Annotated in this window: 26 protein-coding genes; 3 read left to right on the forward strand and 23 right to left on the reverse strand. The window is 47.5% G+C overall.

What is annotated here, in order from left to right; all coding sequences use genetic code 11:
* The 23 genes from IID12_01980 to IID12_02090 all read right to left on the reverse strand — a co-directional run bounded on the left by IID12_01980 (window position 1) and on the right by IID12_02090 (window position 20,309).
* Entirely contained in the window at window positions 1–702 is a 702-nt protein-coding gene (locus IID12_01980) for a metallophosphoesterase family protein (GenBank protein MCH8287862.1), read from the reverse strand.
* Window positions 703–710: 8 nt separating this feature from the next.
* On the reverse strand, window positions 711–1,181 hold the full coding sequence (gene nusB, locus IID12_01985) for a transcription antitermination factor NusB (protein ID MCH8287863.1): 471 nt from the start codon (window positions 1,179–1,181) through the stop codon (window positions 711–713).
* Window positions 1,182–1,203: 22 nt separating this feature from the next.
* A complete protein-coding gene (locus tag IID12_01990; protein MCH8287864.1) occupies window positions 1,204–2,316 on the reverse strand; it encodes a Glu/Leu/Phe/Val dehydrogenase in 1,113 nt (370 codons plus the stop codon).
* Between the two features lie 11 nt (window positions 2,317–2,327).
* The gene (locus IID12_01995) at window positions 2,328–3,482 is read right to left on the reverse strand and encodes an acyl-CoA dehydrogenase (GenBank protein MCH8287865.1); all 1,155 of its coding nucleotides are present in this window, start codon (window positions 3,480–3,482) and stop codon (window positions 2,328–2,330) included.
* Window positions 3,483–3,508: 26 nt separating this feature from the next.
* On the reverse strand, window positions 3,509–4,363 hold the full coding sequence (locus tag IID12_02000; GenBank protein MCH8287866.1) for a 3-hydroxybutyryl-CoA dehydrogenase: 855 nt from the start codon (window positions 4,361–4,363) through the stop codon (window positions 3,509–3,511).
* A gap of 6 nt (window positions 4,364–4,369) precedes the next feature.
* Window positions 4,370–5,593 carry a thiolase family protein gene (locus tag IID12_02005; protein ID MCH8287867.1) on the reverse strand — a complete coding sequence of 408 codons (1,224 nt, stop codon included), beginning with the start codon at window positions 5,591–5,593 and terminating at the stop codon, window positions 4,370–4,372.
* Entirely contained in the window at window positions 5,541–6,518 is a 978-nt protein-coding gene (locus IID12_02010; GenBank protein ID MCH8287868.1) for a PhoH family protein, read from the reverse strand. The genes IID12_02005 and IID12_02010 overlap by 53 nt, the downstream gene beginning before the upstream one ends.
* A 153-nt stretch (window positions 6,519–6,671) precedes the next feature.
* Window positions 6,672–7,688, reverse strand: a complete 1,017-nt coding sequence (locus tag IID12_02015) for a LysM peptidoglycan-binding domain-containing protein (GenBank protein ID MCH8287869.1) — start codon at window positions 7,686–7,688, stop codon at window positions 6,672–6,674.
* Window positions 7,675–8,025, reverse strand: coding sequence for a hypothetical protein (locus IID12_02020; protein ID MCH8287870.1), 351 nt, complete (start codon window positions 8,023–8,025; stop codon window positions 7,675–7,677). Before IID12_02020 ends, IID12_02015 begins: the two co-directional genes overlap by 14 nt.
* Before the next feature lie 128 nt (window positions 8,026–8,153).
* The gene (gene aspS, locus IID12_02025) at window positions 8,154–9,932 is read right to left on the reverse strand and encodes an aspartate--tRNA ligase (protein MCH8287871.1); all 1,779 of its coding nucleotides are present in this window, start codon (window positions 9,930–9,932) and stop codon (window positions 8,154–8,156) included.
* A 266-nt stretch (window positions 9,933–10,198) separates the two neighbouring features.
* Window positions 10,199–10,603, reverse strand: a complete 405-nt coding sequence (locus IID12_02030; protein ID MCH8287872.1) for a F0F1 ATP synthase subunit epsilon — start codon at window positions 10,601–10,603, stop codon at window positions 10,199–10,201.
* A gap of 3 nt (window positions 10,604–10,606) precedes the next feature.
* Entirely contained in the window at window positions 10,607–12,004 is a 1,398-nt protein-coding gene (gene atpD, locus IID12_02035; GenBank protein ID MCH8287873.1) for a F0F1 ATP synthase subunit beta, read from the reverse strand.
* 188 nt (window positions 12,005–12,192) lie between these two features.
* On the reverse strand, window positions 12,193–13,107 hold the full coding sequence (atpG, locus tag IID12_02040) for an ATP synthase F1 subunit gamma (GenBank protein ID MCH8287874.1): 915 nt from the start codon (window positions 13,105–13,107) through the stop codon (window positions 12,193–12,195).
* Window positions 13,107–14,624: a F0F1 ATP synthase subunit alpha gene (locus IID12_02045; protein ID MCH8287875.1), complete on the reverse strand. Its 1,518-nt coding sequence runs from the start codon at window positions 14,622–14,624 to the stop codon at window positions 13,107–13,109. Before IID12_02045 ends, atpG begins: the two co-directional genes overlap by 1 nt.
* Window positions 14,625–14,643: 19 nt before the next feature.
* Window positions 14,644–15,180, reverse strand: a complete 537-nt coding sequence (locus IID12_02050; protein MCH8287876.1) for a F0F1 ATP synthase subunit delta — start codon at window positions 15,178–15,180, stop codon at window positions 14,644–14,646.
* Complete coding sequence (atpF, locus tag IID12_02055) at window positions 15,177–15,677, reverse strand: F0F1 ATP synthase subunit B (protein MCH8287877.1); 501 nt, start codon at window positions 15,675–15,677, stop codon at window positions 15,177–15,179. The genes IID12_02050 and atpF overlap by 4 nt, the downstream gene beginning before the upstream one ends.
* An 11-nt stretch (window positions 15,678–15,688) precedes the next feature.
* The gene (locus IID12_02060; GenBank protein MCH8287878.1) at window positions 15,689–15,925 is read right to left on the reverse strand and encodes an ATP synthase F0 subunit C; all 237 of its coding nucleotides are present in this window, start codon (window positions 15,923–15,925) and stop codon (window positions 15,689–15,691) included.
* 40 nt (window positions 15,926–15,965) lie between these two features.
* A complete protein-coding gene (gene atpB, locus IID12_02065) occupies window positions 15,966–16,769 on the reverse strand; it encodes a F0F1 ATP synthase subunit A (GenBank protein ID MCH8287879.1) in 804 nt (267 codons plus the stop codon).
* A gap of 415 nt (window positions 16,770–17,184) precedes the next feature.
* Complete coding sequence (locus tag IID12_02070) at window positions 17,185–17,400, reverse strand: AtpZ/AtpI family protein (protein ID MCH8287880.1); 216 nt, start codon at window positions 17,398–17,400, stop codon at window positions 17,185–17,187.
* A gap of 5 nt (window positions 17,401–17,405) precedes the next feature.
* Window positions 17,406–17,822 (reverse strand): polymer-forming cytoskeletal protein, encoded by a 417-nt coding sequence (locus IID12_02075; GenBank protein MCH8287881.1) that lies wholly within the window; start codon window positions 17,820–17,822, stop codon window positions 17,406–17,408.
* Between the two features lie 15 nt (window positions 17,823–17,837).
* Window positions 17,838–18,683 (reverse strand): M23 family metallopeptidase, encoded by an 846-nt coding sequence (locus IID12_02080; protein ID MCH8287882.1) that lies wholly within the window; start codon window positions 18,681–18,683, stop codon window positions 17,838–17,840.
* A gap of 5 nt (window positions 18,684–18,688) precedes the next feature.
* On the reverse strand, window positions 18,689–19,555 hold the full coding sequence (locus tag IID12_02085) for a ParB/RepB/Spo0J family partition protein (protein MCH8287883.1): 867 nt from the start codon (window positions 19,553–19,555) through the stop codon (window positions 18,689–18,691).
* Entirely contained in the window at window positions 19,545–20,309 is a 765-nt protein-coding gene (locus IID12_02090; protein ID MCH8287884.1) for a ParA family protein, read from the reverse strand. Before IID12_02090 ends, IID12_02085 begins: the two co-directional genes overlap by 11 nt.
* A 240-nt stretch (window positions 20,310–20,549) precedes the next feature.
* Here IID12_02090 and IID12_02095 point away from each other — a divergent pair, with 240 nt between their 5' ends.
* The 3 genes from IID12_02095 (at window position 20,550) to secF (ending at window position 24,484) form a co-directional block, all read left to right on the forward strand.
* On the forward strand, window positions 20,550–21,545 hold the full coding sequence (locus IID12_02095; protein MCH8287885.1) for a D-2-hydroxyacid dehydrogenase: 996 nt from the start codon (window positions 20,550–20,552) through the stop codon (window positions 21,543–21,545).
* A 109-nt stretch (window positions 21,546–21,654) separates the two neighbouring features.
* Window positions 21,655–23,565, forward strand: coding sequence for a protein translocase subunit SecD (gene secD / locus IID12_02100; GenBank protein ID MCH8287886.1), 1,911 nt, complete (start codon window positions 21,655–21,657; stop codon window positions 23,563–23,565).
* A 1-nt stretch (window position 23,566) separates the two neighbouring features.
* A complete protein-coding gene (gene secF, locus IID12_02105; GenBank protein ID MCH8287887.1) occupies window positions 23,567–24,484 on the forward strand; it encodes a protein translocase subunit SecF in 918 nt (305 codons plus the stop codon).
* Window positions 24,485–24,493 lie beyond the last annotated feature (9 nt).

Below are 24,493 nucleotides of genomic sequence, written 5' to 3' on the forward strand. Positions count from 1 at the left end.
TCAAATCTCAAGTGCTAATCTGCTTCCGAGGTAATTTGGAAGTCCCACCTCCAAAATCTTTTTTGCCGCCGATTTATAGTCATATTCAACTCTTTCAATGCTGATCCTTTTTGTGTCATAATCATATACGGCATACGATGCCGCCGGGTTTCCGTCCCTCGGTTGCCCCACGCTGCCGACATTTATAATGTACCTCTTATTTTCGTCAAGACTCACTTCCGCATCAAAAGTATCGCCGTCGTGACAGTAAATCCCCACGATATGAGAATGCCCCACAAAGGCAGCGGATTTCTTAAAATATCTGAACTCTGAAATTGCGTCCTGGCGGGAGACAATATAACTCCACTGCTCCGGTTTATGGGGCGATGCGTGCACGTAAACAATCCCTTCCTCTTCATATATCAACGGCAACGATGAGAGATATACTTCCCAGCTGCCGGATATAGCGTCTTGAGTCCATGTTACGGCTTCAGCTGCATCCGGATTAAACCCGGATACGCTGTGCTTACCTCCTACGGCATAGTCATGGTTACCGGCCAGTACTATCTCACACTTCTCCGCTATCAGCTCAAGACATTCGACCGGGTCGGCTCCGTATCCGACTATATCACCGAGGCAAACTATCCTATCGATCCCCGATTCGTCCAACCGGGATAATACGGCTGTGAGAGCTTCCAAATTTGAATGCACGTCCGATATGATCCCGGATTTCAAACTTTCTCAACTTTATCTGCTTTTTCAATTTCCTTTTTCGTTACGTATTTTCTCCTCACACTGTCTAATATACCGTTTATGAAGGACACACTCTCATCGGAGCTGAAAGAGCGCGCCATCTCGAGCGCTTCATTTATGACTACCTTGGCAGGCACTTCCGGAAAATATAAAAGCTCGGCAACGGCTAAGTGAAGGAGAGACTTATCGACCTTTGAAAATCGTTCTACGTCCCAGTTATCAGCAGTTTCGGATAGAATTTTATTTATCTCAAGAGAATTTTCCTTTGTGATCGTGAATAGACTCTCCGCATATTGTACCACGCTTTTTTTGACGTTTCTATCGGAGATAAGTTCCTTTTTGAGCGCCTCAATTCTCTCCTCTTCGAGCTCGCCAATCTCTTCCTGCATAAATAAAGCGTAGAGAGTCTGGAACGCTAATTCCCTTGATTTTCTTCTATCTGTTTTCATTCCGACGAATTTTTATAAAATCTCACCTTACAGCATCCCTGCGTCGCTTGATGAATTTATCTGCGCTGCCGGAATAGGTTTTATTCTGTTCCCGCACTCTTTTGATCCTCTCTTCGGCATATTTATTTGAGGCGACCGGGGTGGGTACTCCTTCTTTTTCAGCAGCGTCAAGAACTTCCGAGAGTATATGATAGATATCCTCTGTCTGAGCTAACGCCTTCTCACGATTGTATCCCTGTATTTCATTATAAATATTTATAAGACCGCCGGCGTTTATCACATAATCGGGAGCATACAGAATCCCTTTTTCGAGAATTGCTTTACCATGTTCCTTTTCCTTCTCGAGCTGGTTGTTTGCGGCGCCGGCAACTATCTTACATTTGAACATCGATAATGTCTTATCGTTTATAATACCTCCCATGGCGCACGGCGCGAAAATGTCTACGTCAAGACCGTAAATCTTATCGTTGTCAACTACTTTCACCGGATAATTTTTTGTCATGTTTTTGATTTTATCTTCATCAATATCAGATATGAAAAGTTTCGCTCCCTCTTTGACCAATAATTCTACAAGATGTTTTCCTACATGACCCACCCCCTGTACTGCTATCTTTTTGCCTTCAAGAGAATCAGATCCGAATACCCTGTTAACGCAAGCTTTCATGCCGATGCTGGTTCCGAGCGCGGTTACCGGCGAGGGATCGCCGCTCCCCCCGAGAGCGCGGGAAATTCCCGTGACGTACCGCGTTTCCCTTCTAACCCATTCCATGTCGCTGACGCTCGTTCCCACATCCTCAGCAGCGATGTATCTACCCCCTAAGCCATCTACAATTTTGCCGAAGGAACGGAAAAGATGCTCGTTCTTCATACTCTTCGAGTCGCCGATTATTACTGATTTTCCTCCCCCTAAATCGAGACCCGCCACTGCTGCCTTATAGGTCATTCCGCGTGAAAGACGAAGAACGTCGGTAAGCGCGTCGCTCTCCTTTTCGTAATTCCACATACGGCATCCTCCGAGCGCGGGTCCCAGAGTCGTGTCGTGAATGGCGATTATCACTCTCAAGCCGGTACTTGAATCGCTCGCAAAAACCACCTGCTCGTGTTGTTTACTCTCCATAGAGTTAAATACGTCCATCGACCGATCCTCTACGAGTTGCCGTATTTCCTGAGAGTTTCCCGGGCTATTACTATCTTCTGAATTTCTGATGTCCCCTCGTAAATCTCGGTAATTTTTGCGTCCCTCATAAATCTCTCGATCTCAAATTCTCTCATGTAACCATATCCGCCGAATATCTGGACAGCCTGATTTGCGGTCTTCATTGCTGTCTGGGAGGCAAAGAGCTTTGCCATTGCAGATTCAGCGGTGAAATTCTCTCCCCTGTCCTGCATCCAGGCGGCACGGTATAAAAGTAATCTCGTTGCATCGATTTCAACAGCCATATCGGATATCTTGAACTGAATAGCCTGAAATTCATTAATCTTTTTTCCGAACTGTTCCCTCTCCAGGCTGTACGCAATCGCCCGTTCCATAGCGCCCTGCGCGATCCCAAGCGCCTGAGCGCCTATTCCCACTCTTCCGTAATCAAGAGTGGTCATGGCTATTTTAAATCCTTCTCCTTCTTCACCAAGCCGGTTCGCTGCCGGTACTCGGCACTCCTCGAAGACCAGCTCCACCGTGTCGGAAGACCTGATCCCGAGTTTTTTTTCAATCTTTCCTACCGAGACACCGGGCATCTCCTTTTCGATAATAAAAGTCGAAATTCCTTTTTTGCCCTTCTCTTTGTCCGTCTTCGCAAACAGAATAATTATATCTGCATTCCCCCCGTTAGTGACAAAATTCTTTACGCCGTTCAAAACGTAATCCTCTCCGTCCCTGACTGCCATACAGGCGAGGTTGGATGCATCCGAACCGGCTTGCGCCTCGCTGAGGGAATATGCGCCCAGCTTTTCTCCCGTAGAGAGCGGAGTAAGATATTTCTTCTTCTGTTCATCAGTCCCGAAACGTTTCAGGGGGAATCCGGCAAGAGTGTTAGTCACCGAGATTATGACGGCAACCGACGCATCGACACGGGCTAATTCTTCTATAATAATTGTGAATGAGAGATAATCAAGACCGGAACCGCCGTACTCGATTGGGCTGCAGACTCCGCTCATACCGAGCTGCGCTAATTTCTTTACTATTTCGGCGGGGAATTCCGAATTTTCGTCTCTTTCTCTTGCTCCGGGCGCTATCTCGGTTTCTGCAAATTCCCGTACAGTTTTCCTAATTGCGATATGATCTTCTGAAAGATTAAAATCCATCCTGTTTTTCTATCTGCCTTTCATGATTAATTGTATTTGTAAAATCCGGACCCTGTTTTTCTTCCAAGTTCTCCTGACTCCACTTTCTCTTTTAGCAGCGGACAGGGCGCATACTTGTCGCTGTTTAATCCGTTCTGTAGAATTTCCATGATATTCAGGCAAACGTCAAGCCCGATAAAATCGGCTAACCTTAAAGGACCCATCGGATGATTCATGCCGAGCTTCATTACCGTATCGATGTCGTCAGCCGATGAAACGCCTTCCATGAGCGCAAAAACGGCTTCGTTTATCATAGGCATTAGAACTCTGTTCGAAATAAAACCGGGTGAATCATTTACCTCTACAGGGGTTTTCCCGAGGCTTTTAACAACTTTTCTGACTGCCTGGTAAGTTTCTTCCCCTGTGGATTCTCCTTTGATAATCTCTACGAGCTCCATGACCGGAACAGGATTGAAAAAGTGCATTCCGATCACTTTATCCTTCCGGTTCGTTGCGGAAGCGATATCCGTAATGGATATTGAAGAGGTGTTAGTAGCTAAAATCGCTTCGCGGTCGGAGATCCTCTCAAGCTCCCCGAACACCTTTTTTTTGACCTCACTATTTTCGAATACAGCTTCGATCAGAAGTTGTGAGTCAGCTGCAATATCCATTTCAGTGCTCAAGTTTATACTTTTGAGCGCATTTTCTACCGCGTTCCGGCTTATAATTTCTTTTCTGACCTGCCTTCCGAGATTATCCGTAATCGAACTGAGCGCTCTTTCAAGAAGAGCGTCAGACGTATCAATAAGGTTGACCTCATAGCCGTTGACGGCAAAAACATGGGCGATTCCGGAACCCATAGTTCCCGCTCCGATTATGCTTACCTTCTCTATTTCGTCCATCTGTGATTATCTTTCCACAATCATTGCGGTTGCCTCACCGCCGCCGAGGCAGATGGCAGCGAGCCCTAATTTTGCATCCCTCTGTTTCATGGCATACAGAAGCGTTGTGGTTATCCTCGCTCCGCTCGCCCCGAGGGGGTGCCCGAGAGCTACTGCGCCTCCGTTCACGTTCAGTTTCGACATATCTATCCCGAGTTCATCGGATACGGCGAGTCCCACCACGGCGAAAGCTTCGTTCAGCTCGAAGAGCTCTATGTCGTCAAGAGTGAGTCCCGCTTTTTCGAGAACCGTTTCGATCGCCTGAACGGGAGCGGTCGTGAACCATTCGGGCGCTTTAGCTGCGGTAGAATAGGCGACTATCTTCGCCATAGGCTCCACACCGAGTTCCTCAGCTTTTTCCGCTGAAAGAACCATCATCGCCGATGCGCCGTCATTGATCTTGGATGCGTTCGCGGCGGTAACCGTCCCGCCTTCCTCGAACGCTGATTTCAGCTTTGGAATTTTCTCGAATATGACTCTTCCCGGCTCCTCGTCCGAATCAAACAACACCGATTCGCCTTTCTTTTGCTGAATTTCCACTCCGACTATCTCTTCGTCGAACAAACCTTCCTTTTGCGCTTTAAGCGCCTTTTCATAACTCGATACGGCGAATTCGTCCTGCGCCTCTCTCGGCACGTTGCATTCACGGCTGCATAATTCAGCCGCGCTCCCCATATGGAAATCGTTATAGACGTCCCAGAGACCGTCCGTAACCATGCTGTCTATGAGCTCACCATGACCCAGACGATATCCCTCACGCGCTTTTTTCAGCAGATAGGGCGCATTCGACATGCTTTCCATACCGCCGGCGACAATCACGTTTGCATCTCCGGCACGGATAGCCTGCGCGGCGAGCATCACGGCTTTCATCCCCGAACCGCATACCTTGTTTACCGTAGTACATTGCACGCTGTTAGGCAGGTCCGCATAGAGAGCCGCCTGACGCGCCGGAGCTTGCCCGACGCCCGCAGGTAAGACACATCCCATGATAACCTCTTCGACACTCTCCGGTTTTATACCCGCCCTTCTGACCGTCTCTCTCACAACGACGCTGCCGAGCTCTGGCGCCGATAGAGATGAGAGCGAACCGTTGAATGAACCTATCGGTGTTCTACATGCGGCGGCTATAACGGGATAATCATTTTTGCTCAATCTTTTTATCCTTGTGTTCCAACCCGTTATGCCTGTCATAGGCGTTGATTATCTCCTTGACCAACCGGTGCCGGACAACGTCGTTTGAATTCAAATATACGAAGTCAATACCGTCTATCCCTTTCAGTATTGATTGAATGCTGATGAGACCTGATTTTTGATTTGTTTCGAGGTCTATCTGTGTTATATCGCCGGTGATTATCGCTTTGCTCGCTGTGCCCAGACGCGTTAAAAACATCTTCATCTGTAAGGGAGTGGAATTCTGCGCCTCGTCTAATATCACGAAGGAATTGTTGAGCGTCCTGCCGCGCATATACGCCAATGGAATTATCTCTATGACCCGCCGGTCCATCAATCCACGTAGTTTATCCGACGGCATCATATCGTCTAAAGCATCATAGAGAGGAGCCAGGTAGGGCTGGATCTTCTCCCGCAGATCACCCGGCAAAAATCCAAGTTTCTCCCCCGCTTCCACAGCCGGACGTGTGAGAATGATTTTACTTATTTCTTTGTTTTTCAGCGCCGCAATCGCTATTGCCACCGCTAAATAGGTTTTACCCGTACCGGCAGGTCCGATTACCAGTACGATGTCGTTCTTCCCCGTTGATTTGTACAACCGGAGCTGGCCTTCGGAGCGCGGTTTAACATATCCACCCTTTGTGAAAACGATTACCTGGTCCAGATCAACGTCTTTTTCGGGAAATTCCCCCGCTTTGCTGTAGGTGATGATCGATTTCACGTCATCCTCATGCAGCCCGCCGGATTTGTTCAGTTCTATCATCATTTGTGTAATTATCTTCCGGATATCCTCAACTTCACTCTCATCGCCTTTGATTTTCAGAACGTTACCCCTGGCGACTATACTTGATTTGAAATAACTTTCGATAACTTTTAAATTTGAATCTTTTGTACCGAGAAATAGAAGTGGGTCAACCCCTTTTAAGGCAATTTCAGTCTCCTTGATCAATCACTTTCTCCTTTCTTTGATAGCTATATAAAATATATAAAAGAAGGGAGATAAACAAGGAAGTTGAATCGTGGAATAGTCAAACGGAAGTTAGAAATGAAACAAAATATGAGAGTATATTAAGGCTGTGATTTCCTTATTATTAAGGATCTACATATTAACCGGTGAGGTCTCTTTTTTCTCTGCTTTTTTGGGTATTATCAGTATCGTGTAAGGGTGAATCGTGTCCGCATCTTTTAAGATAGATTTGTTTGCCTCGTAAATTCGCGTCCACTCAAAGGGATTAGAGTACCTTTTTGCTGCGATTTTCGATAGACTCTCGCCGCGGCTTACCCAATGTTCGTTAATTGCCGGTTCTCTCGGAATAACAAAAATCTGATCGATCTCTATAACATCGGGGTCGACGATCTGATCGCGGTTCGCCGAATAGATTTTCAGCCATTGGAACGGATCGTTATAGATCTGCTCTCGCCCCGATATTTTCCACAGGTTGTCGCCTCTTATTACCCTGTAAGAGTCAGCCTTCCTTACGAGGGTGATTTCGCGGGGAGTCTCACCGTCACTGATTTCCTCCTCTGGTTCATCCAGAGTTTCTTCTGAGATCGTCTCCGCCATGATGGTATCTTGCGACGGCGCCGGTATCACCGTCCTGTAATTCGAGAGCATCTCATCAATATTATCCAGCAACTCCCGGTTCTGTTCCAAAATAGCGAGATCGTTTTCATTCAGGTCTTCAAGCCTGATTTCCAAATCCTCTAACAGATCGACCGCACCGAGTATTTCCTCTCTCGAAAGGGATTCCAACGCGGCTACGTCTGCGTCTAATGAGGTCAGCATATTCATGTACTCTCTGATTTCATCATCCGAGGCGCTCATCAGACCAAGTATTTCTTCCCTTTCTTCGGAGATAGTAGCGTCTATATCAGCCAACTGTTCTCTCAAAGATACTATGTCTCTGTTGATCCTTGCTAATTCGCTGCTTGCTGATGCCTCCCTGCCTTGCCATCGCGCCATCTCCGCCTGGTATTCCTCCGCTGTCATACCCGCAGCTTCTTGAGCGGCAACGGGTGAAGCAGATAACAGATACCCTGCTACAGCCATCAGTATAATGACATAACTTCTTATCCATACCATAATTTTTCCCCTACTCTCTTTACTTACCGTCATCGTTTTCAGCCGTACTCGTATCGCTTTCCGCTTCGTCTCTGTTGAGCTGTTCTAATTTCCTGAGCCGTTCCATCAAAACCGACTTATCAGCGCGAAGCTGTTTCAGCTCTGTACGCCTGGTTGCGAGATCTTCGTTTAACTCTTTTCTCGTGGCCTTTTGCTGCTGTATTTTTTCTTCGACAACGAGCGCAGCGTTTTTAGCCTCTTCTAATTCTTGCAGCTGTTCGGACGTCAAAGCTCCGCCTCCGCAGCCAACGCTGATAAAGAGTGTAACAATTAACGCAGTCCATTTTGTCCGTACCATCCATCCACCTTTTCGTATTTCGATTGTCTTCATTCCTGTGTCCTTATTATATAAATCGGTTCATAGTAGAAACACCGCCTATTTTAACAATGCATATATCTAATAAACAATAACTTATGAATCCAAGAATCTTTTTGCACACGAGATTATACGACTCTCGTTCACTTATGTTCCAACTTAATTCCTAACTCTTTCAGCTGTTCGTCGGACACTTCCGACGGCGCTCCTTCCATTAACGCAGAGGCGCTTGTTGTCTTGGGAAAGGCGATAACATCCCGTATCGAATCGACACCGAGCATAGTTGCGACGATCCTGTCGAGACCAAGCGCAATTCCGCCATGCGGTGGTGCTCCATAGGATAGCGCCTTCAGCAAAAACCCGAATTTATTCTCCGCTTCCTCAGGTCCGATTCCGAGAGAATCAAAGACTTTCGACTGAATTTCTCTGGAATGTATCCTGATGCTTCCCCCTCCGAGCTCGCTCCCGTTGATCACCATATCGTATGCACGTGCCTTCACCTTAGACGGGTCGGAATCGAGTAGATCCAAGTCTTCCGATCTCGGCGATGTGAACGGATGATGCACCGCCGTGTACCTCTTTGAATCCTCATCCCATTCAAACATCGGAAATCCTGTCACCCAGAGCGGGGAAAACTCACCCGGCTTGATTAGGTTGAGTTTCCGTCCAATCTCTAATCTGAGAGCTCCCAATCCCTTCAACGCCGAATCGTGTTCATCGGCGGCAAAAAATATCACGTCTCCCTCAGCCGCATTGACCTTTTCAATCAATTCTTTTTGGACATCTTCGGAAAAATATTTGCTGACTCCACCGCTTAGACTTTCATTCTCTACCTTTGTCCATGATAATCCCTTTAGACCCTGGTTCTTGACGTACTCTGTCAGATCGTCAATGACCTTCCTGCTGAAAGTTCCACCGGCGGGCGCGGCGATGCAGGCGACGATCCCTCCCTTTTCCACAGCATCCCTGAACACCTGAAATTCTGTTTCAGCGGTTAATTTCGAGACGTTCGAGATTTCCAACCCGAACCTCAAATCGGGTTTATCGGTGCCATACCTATTCAATGCCTCTTCATATGTCAACGATGGAAACGGCAATGATAACTCAACGTCTATGAGCTCCCTGAAGACGGTCCCCATCAGCTCTTCCACCATCTGCTGTACGTGACGCTCCTCTACAAACGACATCTCGATGTCTATCTGGGTGTGTTCCGGCTGCCTGTCCGCACGGAGGTCTTCGTCCCTGAACGCCTTTACGATCTGGAAATATTTATCGAAACCGGAGATCATCAACAGCTGTTTATATATCTGCGGCGACTGCGGCAGCGCAAAGAACTTTCCTTTACTTATCCTGCTTGGTACAAGATAATCCCGGGCGCCTTCCGGTGTGGATTTTGTCAGCACCGGTGTTTCAATCTCGATAAACCCTTTATTCGCCATGAAATTTCTTACAGATTGATAGAATTCGTGGCGCATGATTATTGCGTCCCGCAATTTTCTTCGGCGCAGGTCCAAATACCTGTATTCAAGCCGCAGGTCTTCCGATGCTTCCACCTCTTCCCGTATCTCGAAAGGAGGAGTTTCCGCTTCGCTGAGTAATTCAATTGCATCAGCGTTTACCTCTATCTCACCCGTATCGAGGTCAGGGTTCAGCGTTCCCTCCGGTCGTTCTCCGACCGTTCCGGTTATTTTTAATACGTCCTCCGCCGAGAGCTTTTCCGCTATTTTAAATCCGTCATCAGGCATTTGAGGGTTGAAAACCACCTGTGTGATACCGTATCTGTCGCGCAAATCGACAAAAATCAGCCCGCCGTGGTCGCGCCGCTTCGCTACCCATCCCATCAAAGTCACATCACCGCCGGAATCCTCCTTCCGGAGCTCCCCGCAGAAGTGTGTTCTCATCCCTTTGTAATGGTCTTTCATATTCTATTCAATAATTTACTTAAACAGAGTTTAAAGATAATCGTGAAGACGGTTTGTTGGTAGGAAATAATAATCAGTAAACTAACTAAAGATTTCTGAAAATACCTCGTCTATTTTTTTAGATAAATCAATTACAAAATTTTAACATGTTGTGGCACGCACACGGCGGATGCCGGGTGTGTGCGTTTACCGGTCATCGTCTTACGCAGTCATCCCGAATCTTCGGGATGACTGCTGCACAAAAAAATAGTTAATTAGAGAACTGTTTACTTCTTGCCGGCTATCTTCAGCCGGTTTTTCGCTCGATTCATTGCGCTGTGCGCCCTGTCCATGTCGAGTCCGGCACCTCGCTCTTTGAGTCTCTCTCTAGCTCTGTCGAGAGAGTTTTGTGCCCGTTCAACGTCTATCTCTTCCGGGAGCTCCGCTGTTTCCACGAGGAAGAGAATCTTATCCCTCTGGACTTCACAATAGCCGCCGCTGGCAGCCAAGATCTTTTTCTCACCCTCCATGTCAATCCGGAGCTCGCCCGATTTAAGTCCGATAATAGCCGGAATATGCCTTGGTAACACTCCGAACTGTCCGTCGACGCCGGCTGCACGAACATGACCTACCTCATTGAATGTCCTTATCGAAGTCGGTGTAACTACTTCTACAGTGAACGTTTCAGCCATATGCTATTCTTCGTCTCTCATCTTTTTCCCTTTTTCAACCACCTCGTCAATCGTCCCGCACATATAAAACGCCTGTTCGGGGAGTTCGTCCATCTCGCCGCTTATGATCGCCTCAAAACCCGCCACGCTGTCATCCATTTTCACGTATCGTCCATCAATTCCCGTAAATACTTCAGCAACGAAGAACGGCTGCGAGAGGAATTTTTGAATCTTCCTCGCCCTCGCCACGGAGAGTTTATCCTCATCGGAAAGCTCGTCTATTCCGAGAATGGCAATTATATCCTGAAGGTCTTTGTACCTTTGCAGTATCTCCTGCACATCCTTCGCAACCTGGTAGTGCCTCTCACCGAGAATATTCGGGTCAAGAAGTTTGGATGTGGAATCGAGGGGATTAACAGCCGGATATATAGCCAGCTCGAATATCGCTCTGTCGAGAACCGTTGTAGCGTCGAGGTGCGCGAAAGTCGTTGCAGGCGCCGGGTCGGTGATATCGTCAGCCGGAACGTAAATAGCCTGAACCGAAGTGATCGAACCCTTTTTTGTCGAGGTAATCCTCTCCTGAAGTTCGCCCATCTCCGTCGCTAATGTCGGCTGATAACCCACTGCGGACGGCATTCTGCCGAGAAGTGCGGAGACTTCCGAACCCGATTGCACGAACCGGAAGATGTTGTCGATGAACAATAGAACGTCCTTACCCTCCTCATCCCGGAAATATTCGGAAACCGTCAGCGCCGACAAGCCTACACGCATTCGCGCTCCGGGCGGTTCGTTCATTTGACCGAACACAAGCGCCGTTTTATCGATTACGCCGGACTCGTTCATCTCAAGCCAGAGATCGTTACCTTCCCTCGTCCTTTCGCCTACTCCGGCGAATACCGAATAACCGCCGTGCTCTGTTGCGATATTACGAATAAGTTCCTGTATCAGTACTGTTTTACCTACTCCCGCTCCTCCGAACAAACCCGTCTTTCCGCCCTTCATGTACGGCTCGAGGAGATCGACCACCTTGATTCCAGTCTCATAAGGTTCCGGAGTCGTCGAGAGCTCTGTAAGAGCCGGAGCCGGACGATGTATCGGAAGCCGAATCTTGCTTTTTATCGGACCCTTTTCGTCTATAGGGTTGCCGAGAAGGTCTGTCATACGACCGAGTACTTCCGGTCCCACCGGAACCATGATCGGCTCACCCGTATCTATAACTTCATCACCGCGCACAAGCCCGTCCGTCGAGTCCATCGCCACCGTACGCACGACTGATTCACCGATGTGCTGCTCTATCTCGAGCACTAATTCCGAATCCCCTCTATCTATTTTCAACGCCTGAAATATCGGTGGAATAGCTCCATCCGAAAAATCCACGTCCACGACGGGACCCATAACCTGTAGTACTTTTCCTTTATTCATTCTTTAGTCCTTGAATTATTCGATATTAAGATATCTGTAATTATCAAAACCGCTAAAGCGGTTAAAAGAAGTTGCTGTCTCACTAACCCCCGACTTAAGTCGGGGGTTAACGGCATGAAATATATAAATATGAACCGTTTTAACGGTTTCGATAAAAGGTCGGTAATAAATATTTATCACTGCTTTCATCAATCCTTCAGCGCTTCCGCTCCGCCGACTATATCAAGCAGGTCTCTCGTGATTGAACTCTGTCTCGCCTTGTTGTATGAGAGCTGCAGTTCTTCGATCATCTCCTCAGCGGCATCTGTTGCGTTTTCCATGGCGGTCATCCGAGCGCCCTGCTCGGATGCGTTGGATTCGAGAAGTATCCTCCACATCTGAACACCAAGATACTTGGGGACGATAGCGTTTACCACCGCTTCCACTGAAGGCTCAAAAAGCATATCACCGGATAACGGCGAAGCGTAATCCTTTTCGCTATCCTCATCATCTTCTTTTGCACCGGGCATAAATTCCTCCCTCGCGTCACCCGGTTTAAGCGGTAGAAAGCGTTCCGCTATCAGGTCCTGTTTTACCGCTGATTTGAACTCATGGTAAATCACGTCCACCCTGTCCAAGTCATGCGAAAGATATTGCGAACTGATGGTTTCCGTCACTTCCACTGCGTGATTGAAATTGAGCTCCTTCGAAAAATTTATGTACGACGCTATCAGATCGTAATTCCGGTTTTTGAAGAAATCACGCGCCTTCCTTCCGACAGCGATCAGTTTCGTATTTTCCCTGCCGTTTGCCGCGATTATCTCTTCGGCTTTGTGAAGAACGTTTGTGTTGAACGATCCGCAGAGACCCCGGTCCGAAGTCACAACTACCGTACAAAACTTCTTCGGTTCCCGTATCGCCAATAACGGATTCAGCTCCGACTCCACTTGTGGTATCAAATCGTTTAAAAGGTCTCTTATCCTGTAAGCGTATGGTCTGGCTTGTATTATTGCTGCCTGCGCGCGTCTGAGCTTGACGGTGGCGACCATCTTCATTGCGCGGGTAACCTGTTCGATCCCCTTTACCGACGACATGCGGGATTTTATTTCTTTGAGTGTCGCCACTATGCCTCTTTTGCTTTAAATGAGTTTACGAAACTTTCGACTGCAGCGCCCAGTTTACCCATGAGCTCATCGGAGATTTCCTTTTTGGTGTCAATTTCCTTTAGGATCTCCGGGTGTTCCTGTTCCATATAATCGTCAAACTCAACAGCGAATTGAACGATCTTTTCAGCCGGAATTACATCCAAGTGTCCTTTCGTTCCGGCGAAAATTATCGCAATCTGATTTCCGAATTTCATCGGCTTGAACTGGTTTTGTTTTAGAACCTCGACGAGCCGTTCGCCCCTTGTCAGCTGCGCCAGAGTCGCCTTGTCGAGGTCGGACCCGAACTTGGCAAATCCCTCGATTTCCCTGTACTGAGCCAGGTCTATCTTGAGGGAGCCAGCCACCTGTTTCATGGCTTTTATCTGAGCGTTTGAACCGACTCGCGACACAGATATCCCGACGTTGATTGCGGGTCTTATTCCCGCATAAAAGAGATCGTTCTCTAAGAATATCTGACCATCCGTTATAGAAATAACGTTTGTCGGGATATATGCGGACACGTCGCTCAACTGCGTTTCGATTATCGGCAGAGCGGTCAGAGATCCTCCGCCCAGTTTATTGCTCATCTTCGCAGCGCGTTCCAACAACCTTGAGTGGAGATAGAACACGTCTCCCGGATACGCCTCACGCCCCGGCGGCCGTCTCAGCAAAAGGGAAATCTGCCTGTAAGACCAGGCATGTTTTGAAAGATCGTCATAAACTATTAATGCATGCTCCCCCTTATCCCTGAAATATTCCCCGATGGCGGCTCCTGCGTACGGAGCGATAAACTGCATCGGTGCGGGGTCAGAAGCGTTAGCGGCTACTACCACTGTGTGCTCCATCGCGCCGTGATCTTCAAGCGTCTGGATGACCGCCATTACAGTGGATGCCTTCTGACCGATCGCCACGTAAATGCATTTCACGTCACCGCCCTTCTGGTTAATGATCGTGTCAATCGCTATGGCAGTTTTCCCGGTTTGCCTGTCGCCGATTATCAGCTCCCTCTGGCCTCGTCCGATAGGGATCATGGAATCTATAGATTTTATTCCGGTGGCAAGCGGTTCCTTCACAGGCTGCCTCGAGATGACGCCCGGCGCCTTTTTTTCTATAGGCAGTGTTGCTTCCGGGGTTATACTGCCTTTTCCATCGAGGGGCTGACCGATAGGATTTACCACTCTTCCCATCATCTCTTCCCCAACACCGATTTCGACTATCTTGCCGGTCCGTTTTGCAGTGTCACCTTCCTTGATCTCTCTGTCGTCACCGAAAAGAATTATACCCACATTGTCCGCTTCAAGATTCAGCGCCATACCGAATACGCCGCCGGGAAATTCTATCAGCTCGGAAGCCATCGCCTTTTCGAGCCCCACTACACGGGCAATGCCGTCACCTACCATAATAACTTCGCCTACTTCGTCAACGTCGACGGTTACCTCGAAATCCTCGATCTGTTTTTTTAGCAGTGAAGTTATTTCTTCGGTTTTAATAGCCATTCTTACTCCTGATATTCAACTAAGTTAAAAGTTCTTTACGCATCCGTGCCAATTTCCCTCTCACAGAGCCATCTATGACCGTGTTCCCGACCCTCAGTATCATCCCGCCTATAATAGACGGATCAACTTTTGAATCGAGAACCACATCTTTTTCTAATTTCTCCTCAAGACTCTCCTTGATACGCGAAACCATCTCACTTTCCAAACTCTCCGGGGTGGTGGCGATAACTAATACTTTATTCTTTGAACCGAGAGCCTTACGGTCGAACAGATCGGATATGTCGGGGATCAACTCCTGCTTTTTGTTATCGATCAACGTCTTCATGAATTTCGATAATAACGGAGTGAAACTTTCCTTCATGGCACTCTTAATAGTCTTTAACTTTTGACCGGTCTCGATCCTAAACGAGAATATGAAAGCCCTGAACTCCGGTAAAGTCCTGAATACATGCTTTAACAGTCCCAAGCCCTCGGAAATCTGATCGATTTCCGAATTCTTTTTTGACAGATCAAACAGCGCTGAGGTATATTTTCGGGCTGCGGTTAAATCTTTCATCCCTCTTTTGCCATACTCTTCATCGTATCCTCGATCAATTTCATCTGGTCGTCGGCTGACAGGTTCTTCTTTATCATCTTTTCCGCAGCTAAAATTGAGATATCAACCACAACCTTTTTTATCTCGTTTAAAGCTTCTGCTTTCTCGGCGCTTATTTCTTTTTTAGCCTTCTCTACCAAAGAAGCAGACCTCTTGTTCGCCTCTTCGATTATCTCGGCTTTGGTCCGCTCCGCCGATTCTTTTCCTGAAGCTATGATCTTCCGAACTTCATCCCGTGCCTCAGCAAGTTTGGAGTTGTATTCTTCGAGAGTTTTCTCCGACTTTTGCTGAGCCTCTTCCGCCTTTTTCATGGCATCGTGGATCGTCGATTCCCGTCGGTCAAGATTGTCTAAAAGCGGACCCCACAGATACTTTTTCAAGACAACCAGCAGGAGTAAAAAAGTGATCGTAGACCAGAATACTAGTCCGAAACTTACGTCTAATAGGGTAAATTCCATCTGTTGTTCGCCTATTCTCCTGTGAGGACTATCAACAATATGGTAACGATTATCGAGAAAAATGCCACACCCTCGATAAGCGCTGCCGCTACTATCATGGCGCCTCTTATTTCGCCGGCTGCTTCGGGTTGTCTCCCGATACTCTCCATGGCAGCTCTACCGATATTTCCGATACCGATAGCGGTTCCTATGGTGATCAATCCTGCTCCGATTCCCGCAGCGAGCCACGCTAATCCCTGTGAACCCATCTAATTATCTCCTTAATTTATTTATTTTCTATTCTATTTATCAATGGTCGGGGTTTAAACTCATCCCGACAAAAATAGCCGAAAGATATGTGAATACATAGGTCTGAATGAGGATAATAAGTACTTCGAGGATGCTCATAGCAAGGTTGATTGCTATGCTGAACGGCGCTAACAGCCAGCTTTTCAATATGTAGATCAATCCGAATAAGGTTAATATCACTATATGACCGGCGATCATATTGGCAAACAGCCGGATACATAACGCAAATGATTTTGTGAACAACCCTATAATTTCTGCCACAACTAATATCGGGAGAATAAAAGCGGGAACGCCGGGCGGTACAAAGGATTTTAAGAACCCGCCGACTCCGTTCTTATGGATGCTTCCGAAAATTATGGTGAGAAACGTTATGCTCGCCAGCATTCCCGTAACGCTCAGGCTTCCGGTGGGATTAGCGAAGTATGGTATCATTCCTATAGTGTTATTTATCAACACAAAGAAAAAGAACGTGATAAACAGCGGCATAAAACGTTTCCAGTCATCGTGCAGGTTCGGCTTTACTATGTCATCACGAATAAATTGTACTATCGCTTCCAACGCCTGCGCCAATCTTCCCTTCGGAACAAGCTCTAAATTATTTCTGACAATGAACGCTACGCCAAAAAGCATAGCCGCGGCAATCCACATAAATACCGTAAGTTTGGTTATCGACAGGTCCAATCCGAACACTTCTATAGGTATCCAGACCTGGTCGCTCACTTCATGAAAAATATCCCTCACAACATGTACCGGATCAATATCATCTAAGCTGTGGATTTGCTTTGATCCTTCAGATAACAACATCTATACCTTCTTCAAGCTCCTAAAATCAAACCTCATTATGTACAGAACCTCAAAGATAAATAAGAGAAAGTAAATAGCAACCAGAAATATCATAAAATCTTTCGCATTTAAGTCCGTAAAATATTTTACGATGATATACGCCGAGACAATCACTGAAAATTTGCCTGCGAAGCTAAAAAAAACACCTTTAAGAATCCTCTTATAGTCCCCTTTGGAACTCCATTCTCTAACGAGGCTGCTTAGCTCCATTATTAAAAATGCGGTTAAAATGGATAACCCAAACGTAATAGTGTCGACTTGAACAAAGCTGTTAAATATCAAATATACGATACTTGATGATATCAGTGTTACAGCCGCCCCGAGAATATGGAAGTTACTTAGCATTCATCCTCGATTTGCAACCGGCAGATGAGAGTTATTCCTGCCGATATAGTTTTCTCATAAAGTATATAAAGGATATTGCGCCAAAGATGATTCCGATTATCAAGAACAGCGGAAGAGTGGAAAATTTGATGTCCAGCCAATATCCGCCGAGGAGATAAAAAGCGAATGAGCCAGCCACCTGAATGCCGAATGAGAAATACCTGTTACTGAGTTTAAGCTTTCCGTTATCCTCACCAGTTTCCGGCAACAGTTTCAGCTCATTTTTATTTTGAAATTCGGTTCCCCTTTGTCGAGTTCCTTCTCATCGGAGTCCGAGTCACCGTTCTTGGAAAGCATTACGCTTCTGCCTTCAAAAGTTGCACCCTCTTCGATCTTGAGCCGGGCAGTTTTCAGGTCTCCCATTAACCGCGATTTCGGACCGAGGACGGCGCTCTCCTGCGCGTCCAGATCCCCCTCGATCACCCCGCCGATCAGAGCCGAATTTGCCTTTACGTTTCCTTTTATTATACCGGTAGTCCCTACTCGAATAGTCATTTCAGTAGATACGTTTCCTGTGATCGTCCCGTTAATCAGCAAACTGTTTATCCCTTTTACGTTTCCCTCGATCAGGGTACCCTGTCCGATCATAGTCTCGATCCTCTCGGCTTGCTTCCTTTCAAACTTCTTCATATTCTCTTTTTATCCTTAATCAATAGAAATATCCTTTTCCCTGTATATCGGCATCAGATCTCGCGGGTCTATCGGGACTCCCTTTTTCCAGATCTCAAAGTGGAGATGCGGGCCCCTGCTCATACCCGTATTCCCCGACAGAGCTATCGGGTCACCACGGTGGACTACATCGTGTTCCTTTACGAGGTTGCGGGCATTGTGTCCATATACCGTAAAATAATCATTTCCGTGATAAATTATTACGCTGTTTCCGGAACGGTACGTCCAGTTGGAAAAGACGACCAAACCCTCTGCTGCTGCCATTACAGCCTCTCCCACGCTTATAGCAATATCTATCCCGAGGTGTTGATCTTCCTTGAATATAGTGGAACGCGCAAAACCCGCGGTAACTACTCCTTCGAGCGGAGGCGTAGTGGGCACATTTTCGATGAAGTTAATATTCTTGAACTTTGGAATACTTGACGGGTTTATGTTGCGGAGCGGGATCGTTAACAATGAGTCGAGATTTTTTATCGGCGAATCCGAGTCGGTTCCGGCATAACCAATAGGTGAATTGAGGTTCAATCCGAGCCCGAGATATTTCCTGATCGCAAGATCTCTCTGCCTTATTCTGGAGTAATCATCGATCAACCCCAAAACCTTGAAACGCTCCTTGATCAGTTTTTCATTCTCAGTTTTCAATTGGTTGTATCTCATCGCTCTCGGCATTACAAGCGCCAGTGAAACCGCTATGGATAGTATCAGTAGAATTGCGATCACTATCGATGACCTGAGCAGATTCCGGTTGAGCCGAAATGTTTTGGGGGTATCCGATTCGTCGGGGATCACGACTAAAGTCAAATATTTATTATCGTCTGCCATATCGCCTAATCCTCTATCTGTCCGATGAGCTCTATCAACCTGTCGAGGTCCTCGTTCGAGTAATATTCGACGACTATTTCACCGCCTGAGCCTTTCGGGCGTATCCGCACTTTAGTTCCGAGTTTCATCATCAGATCGCTTTCGATGGCTTTTATCTGAGGGGATTTAGAAGATTTTATTTTTATCTTCGTCGTTTTTACCAGCTCCAGCGTTCCGCGTTTGATAATATCTTCTACCTGGCGGACGCTCAAGGCGTCTTTTATCAGCTTCCTGAAAAGGATTCTGATTTTCTTGTTATCCTTCAGCGCCAACAGCGCCCGGGCATGACCCTGTGATATCTCACCGGCACGCAACGAGTCTTTTACTTCTTTCGGCAATACCAGGAGACGAAGGAAGTTTGCTACTGTTGACCTGTCCTTCCCGACACGGTCTGCGATTTCACTGTGGCTCAATCTGTAATGTTCGACTAATTCGCTGTATGCTTCAGCCAGGTCAATCGGGTTCAGGTCCTCCCTCTGGATATTTTCTATTAAAGAAAGTTGCAGGAGACTCTCATCTCCATCCACTTTGATAACGTAAACGGGAATCGTTCTCAGGTTTATCAGTTTGGCGGCGCGGAGACGTCTCTCACCGGCAACCAGTTCGTATTTACCGTCTTTCTTCGTTACAGTTATCGGCTGGACTATCCCGTTCTCATTTATCGAAGCGGCAAGCTCTTCGAGAGCCACGGGATCGAACTCCTGTCTCGGCTGCATAGGGTTGTGGGTAATCTGATCGACAAGGAGCTCGGCAACTCCCAATGACTCGCCCGGCAGTTCCCTTATTTCGGGGATCAGCGCTCCCAGCCCTCTGCCAAGTGATTTAGCCGGCATTTTCCAGCATCTCCCGCACGAGATTCATGTAGTTGCTTGCGCCGGTAGAAACGGCATCGTAAAGAATGATCGGCTTGCCGTAACTCGGCGCTTCTCCCAATTTTACGTTCCTGTTGATCACAGTGTTGAAAACTTTCTCCTTAAAATATTCTCTTATCTCATCCGCAACCTGCCGGCTGAGGTTCAACCTGCTGTCGAACATTGTTATAAGAAACCCCTCGATCTCAAGGCTGCTGTTTAAACTTTTTTGAACCAGCCTGATAGTGTTGAGCAGCTGGCTCAACCCCTCAAGAGCAAAGTATTCACACTGAACGGTAACGAGAACGGAATCTGCCGCAGTCAGACTGTTAAGCGTCAGCAGCCCTAAGGAAGGCGGACAATCTATGAACACATATTCGTATTCACCGTTGACTGTAGCAAGCGCGCCCTTGAGTATCGTCTCACGGGCAAGTGCAGGAACGAGTTCTATCTCTGCTCCCACCAACTTAGCCGATGAGGGAAGTATGTCGAGAAGGGGAAGTTCTGATTTCCGTATAACCTCGTTTACTTCGGTATCATTTATCAGCACGTCATAAATCGATGCCTCGCTGTCTGAGAGTTCTATTCCCAATCCGCTTGTGGCGTTCGACTGTGGGTCCATGTCGATTATCAAAGTCGGCACTTCTGTAACCGCCATGCATGCGGCAAGGTTAACAGCGGTAGTGGTCTTTCCCACGCCGCCTTTCTGGTTTGCTACGACGATTATTTTGCTCAAACTTGAATACTCAAATATTTTATGAACGTCTTACCGCGTAATGTAGCAGGAGATTCACGGAAATGCAAGAGCGCAGTGGGCGCGCCCCCGAATTCTATTCGACTACATAAATTATGCGGTAGTCAGGATAAATCCAGACTCGCGCGCTAAAATTTATCGTTCAGTTCGCTCTGTTTTACAGATCGATCATTATATCATTAGAGTTGAATTCCGATAGCATCAGCGATAGATTGAAGCGCCTTGACAGACAATATTATCAAGATAGCCGTCCGGATGACGAACCGCAGGGAGATGTTCGACAAAATAGTCGAGAACGTCCATCGGGAATTAGAATCTCCCGGGGAAGTCGAGCTCCTTTTCTGCTCCTCAGACGATGAGTTCGCCTCGGCGGGGGGCGACGTGGAAGTCAGCGCCTGCTATAATCTGACGCCGGAGATATTCTCTTCGCTCAGCGGACTGAAGTGGCTTCACTTCGGCGCTACAGGTGTTGACGGCATACTCTTTCCTAAACTAATAGAGAGTAAGGTGATCCTCACGAGAGCGGTCGGGTTTCACTCCAAGGTCACCGCCGAGCACGCGTTCGCGATGATGATCTACTTCGAGCGAAGGTTCGCCGAATCAGTTAAGTTCATGGAGACAAGGAAGTGGAGCCAGTCGGAGATAGTCAGGCAAAACGGGACGCTCTCAGGTAAAACACTTGGAATATTGGGGTACGGCGGTGTCGGCAAAGCGCTCGCGGAAATGGCTAAGAGTTTCGGAATGAGGGTAATCGTCACTTCAAGGAGCGCAACAGAGGAAACGGAACTTTTGAACGCGGACAGTGTGTATCCATTGGAAAAAGTTGAGGAGCTGATCTCCGAATCAGATTACTTCGCCGTATGCGCACCTCTTACGAACGAGACTCAAGGATTGATCGACGCCGGCAAACTATCCCATATGAAAGAATCTGCAGTACTTATTAATGTTGCCCGCGGGGCGATAGTCGATGAGACCGCGCTCATCGATGCACTCGCTCAGAAGAAAATTGCGGGAGCGGGGCTCGATGTGTTCGAGACCGAACCGCTGCCCGAAGAAAGCCCGCTCTTCGAGCTCGACAATGTCTTCCTCTCCCCGCACGTTGCGGGGAACTTCGCCGGCTACACACTGTTAGCCGCATCGGATTTCGGCAAAAACCTCCGCAGATATATCGAAGGAGAGAACCTGATGAACATAGTTGACAAATCTCGCGGGTATTAACCTATCTCTAAAATAAAACTCTATTACAATCCGAAATTTCATTTGACAAAAGAAGCGGAGTGAGCTAAATTCCGTGTTTTGCTGAAGCGTAAGAATTAATGAGGTTTTATTGAGAACACGACTGGCACCGAGATTCGTATTGATAGCTGCCGCTATCACACTTGCCGCATACATGTTGTCGCCGACGGTAGAATATTATCTAACCGACCCTGAACAAACAGAAAAACGCGAAGCGCTTCAGGATCGCGTGCTGAAGCTCGGGCTCGACCTTCAGGGTGGAATACACGTCGTTATGGAAGTGGATATCCCGAAACTCGTAGAGAATTTGGCGTCCAACAAGTCATTACTTTATGAGGCTTTTGCGGCGTCAAAGCTCAGAGCGAAGGATGAGGGGATAGATTATCTCGATGCTCTTCTTTTAGAAGCGAATGAGCGAAACATCAAGCTGGCAAGGCATTTCATCGAGTACGGCATCGAGAATTCCGAGATCATCTCGGCCCTGAAAGACGAGTCGGAGGATGCCGTTAACCGCGCCCTCGAGGTCATCCGCAACCGGATAGACCAATTCGGAGTTTCCGAACCAACCATTCAGAAACAGGGTCGAAACCGTATAATAGTTGAATTGGCAGGTGTTCAGGATCCGGAACGCGCTCGTAACCTGATACGTCAAACGGCTTTGCTCGAATTCAGTTTACTCAAAGATCCGGACGTCGTGCAGTCGGCTCTCACGCGCATAGACAACGTTCTCAAGAGTATGAGAACAGGCATTTCGCTTGACAGTCTGCTTGCTATTACAGAGGCCAAAGTTGAAAGCGCGGATACGGCTGCGGCGCCTCCCGCTGAAAGTCAGGATAAGGCTATAAGCGTCGAGGAGATATTCGGGCGAACAACGACGGATTCCCGTACGAAGAGTTCGGACTCCTCCGTACTCGTGGACGAACAGATATTCGAAGACCGTCCGTTCTCGGCTCTGCTCAGGAACGTGCAGGGAGATATCGGTGTACCCCGTGAAAACGTGAAGGCGGTTAAGAGAATCCTCGCTATGGAAGAGGTGAAGGCGGCATTACCGGCGGATATGAAAATCGTCTGGTCGAACAAAGCGAGAGATTTTGGCGGAAGGGGTCTCCCATCTGAAACGTTCTTTACTCTCTTCGCAATAAACAGAGAACCGGGTTTGACAGGCGAGGTAGTCACTTCCGCCTCGGCAAATTTCGGGGGTGGAGCCAGCTCTATCGCCGGTCAGCCGGTGGTTTACCTGAACATGAACGATCAGGGAGCCCGGGACTGGGCACGGCTAACCGGTGCGAACATCAACAAGAGGATCGCTATAATACTCGACGATAAGGTACATTCGGCTCCGGTCATCAGGGATAAGATCTCAGGGGGCAACACGGTCATCGAGGGAATGTCTTCTATAAACGAAGCGAAAGATCTCTCTATAATCTTACGGGCGGGCGCTCTTCCCGCACCGATGGAGATAATCGAAGAACGCACAATAGGTCCGTCGCTCGGCAGAGATTCCATCGAGAAGGGCACAAAGGCCATCATTATCGGATTTATTCTTGTCGTAATCTTTATGGCTGTCTACTACAGGATGTCAGGATTGATCGCCGACTTCGCTATCGTACTTAACCTGTCTTTTGTTCTCGCAATAATGGCAACGCTTCGTGCAACATTGACACTTCCCGGAATTGCAGGTCTGATCTTGACTGTGGGAATGACGGTTGACGCCAACGTTTTGATTTTCGAAAGAATCAAAGAGGAATTGAGCAAGGGTAAGACGGTACGCTCCGCAATCGATGCGGGGTATTCGAGGGCATTGAAGACGATTATCGATGCAAATGTTACCACGATTATCGCCGCGCTCGTCCTGTTCCAGTTCGGCACGGGACCGATTAAGGGATTTGCAATCACGCTGTTCTGGGGTATATTGACGAGTATGCTTACGGCAATTTTCATCACCCGCACTGTGTTCACATATTTCACCGACCGGTTTGCGGTCACAAAATTAAGTATCTAACATGAGAATTATCAAAGACACTAATATCGATTTTACGGGAAAACGCAAGATAGGCATATCCTTCTCTCTCCTCTTAATTCTCATTGGTTTTATCTCACTCATAGCTCACGGCGGACCCCGGTTGGGAATAGATTTTATAGGTGGAACCCTCGTTCAGGTCAGATTTGCAAACCCTGTTTCGAGCATTGACGTTCGCTCAGCTGTTTCAAGCGCGGGTTACGCAGGCGCCGTGATACAGCAATTCGGCGGGGACCGGGAGGTTCTTATCAGGATTCTCGAAGAAGAGGGTGCCGCCGAAGCATCCGGCAATCTCTCTCAAACACTCGCGGAGGGATTCGTGGACAATCCGTTTGAAATCCGTAAGGTAGTGCGCGTAGGACCTAAAATCGGCGAGGAATTAAGGGGTAAGGCGGTACTTGCGATCCTCGCAGCGATGTTCGGTATTGTCATTTACATTACTTTCAGATTCGAGTTCAAATTTGCGGTCGGGGCACTGATAGCTCTCGCTCATGACGTTATCATCACTCTCGGTATATTCAGTATCCTGGACATCGAGATTAACCTTTCTGTTATCGCCGCATTCCTTACCATAGTGGGCTATTCCCTCAACGACACCATAGTCGTTTACGATAGAATTAGGGAAAACGTCAAAAGCATGCGCCGCGAATCTTATGAAATTATTGTTAACACGAGTATAAATAACTCTCTTTCCAGAACCATTGTGACTTCGATTACTACTTTCATGGTAGTCTTTACGCTATACCTCATCGGAGGTGAAGTAATATCCGGATTTTCGTTCGCTATGATGGTAGGAGTTGTAGTCGGGACATATTCTTCCATCTTCATCGCAAGTCCTATTCTGATAGAATGGCAGGCAAGAGCTGCCGCCAAAAAACGAGCAAGCCTCACTTCAAGCTGATAGAGGTAA

Source organism: Candidatus Neomarinimicrobiota bacterium (genome assembly GCA_022567655.1).
Lineage (GTDB): Bacteria > Fidelibacterota > SORT01 > SORT01 > SORT01 > JADFGO01.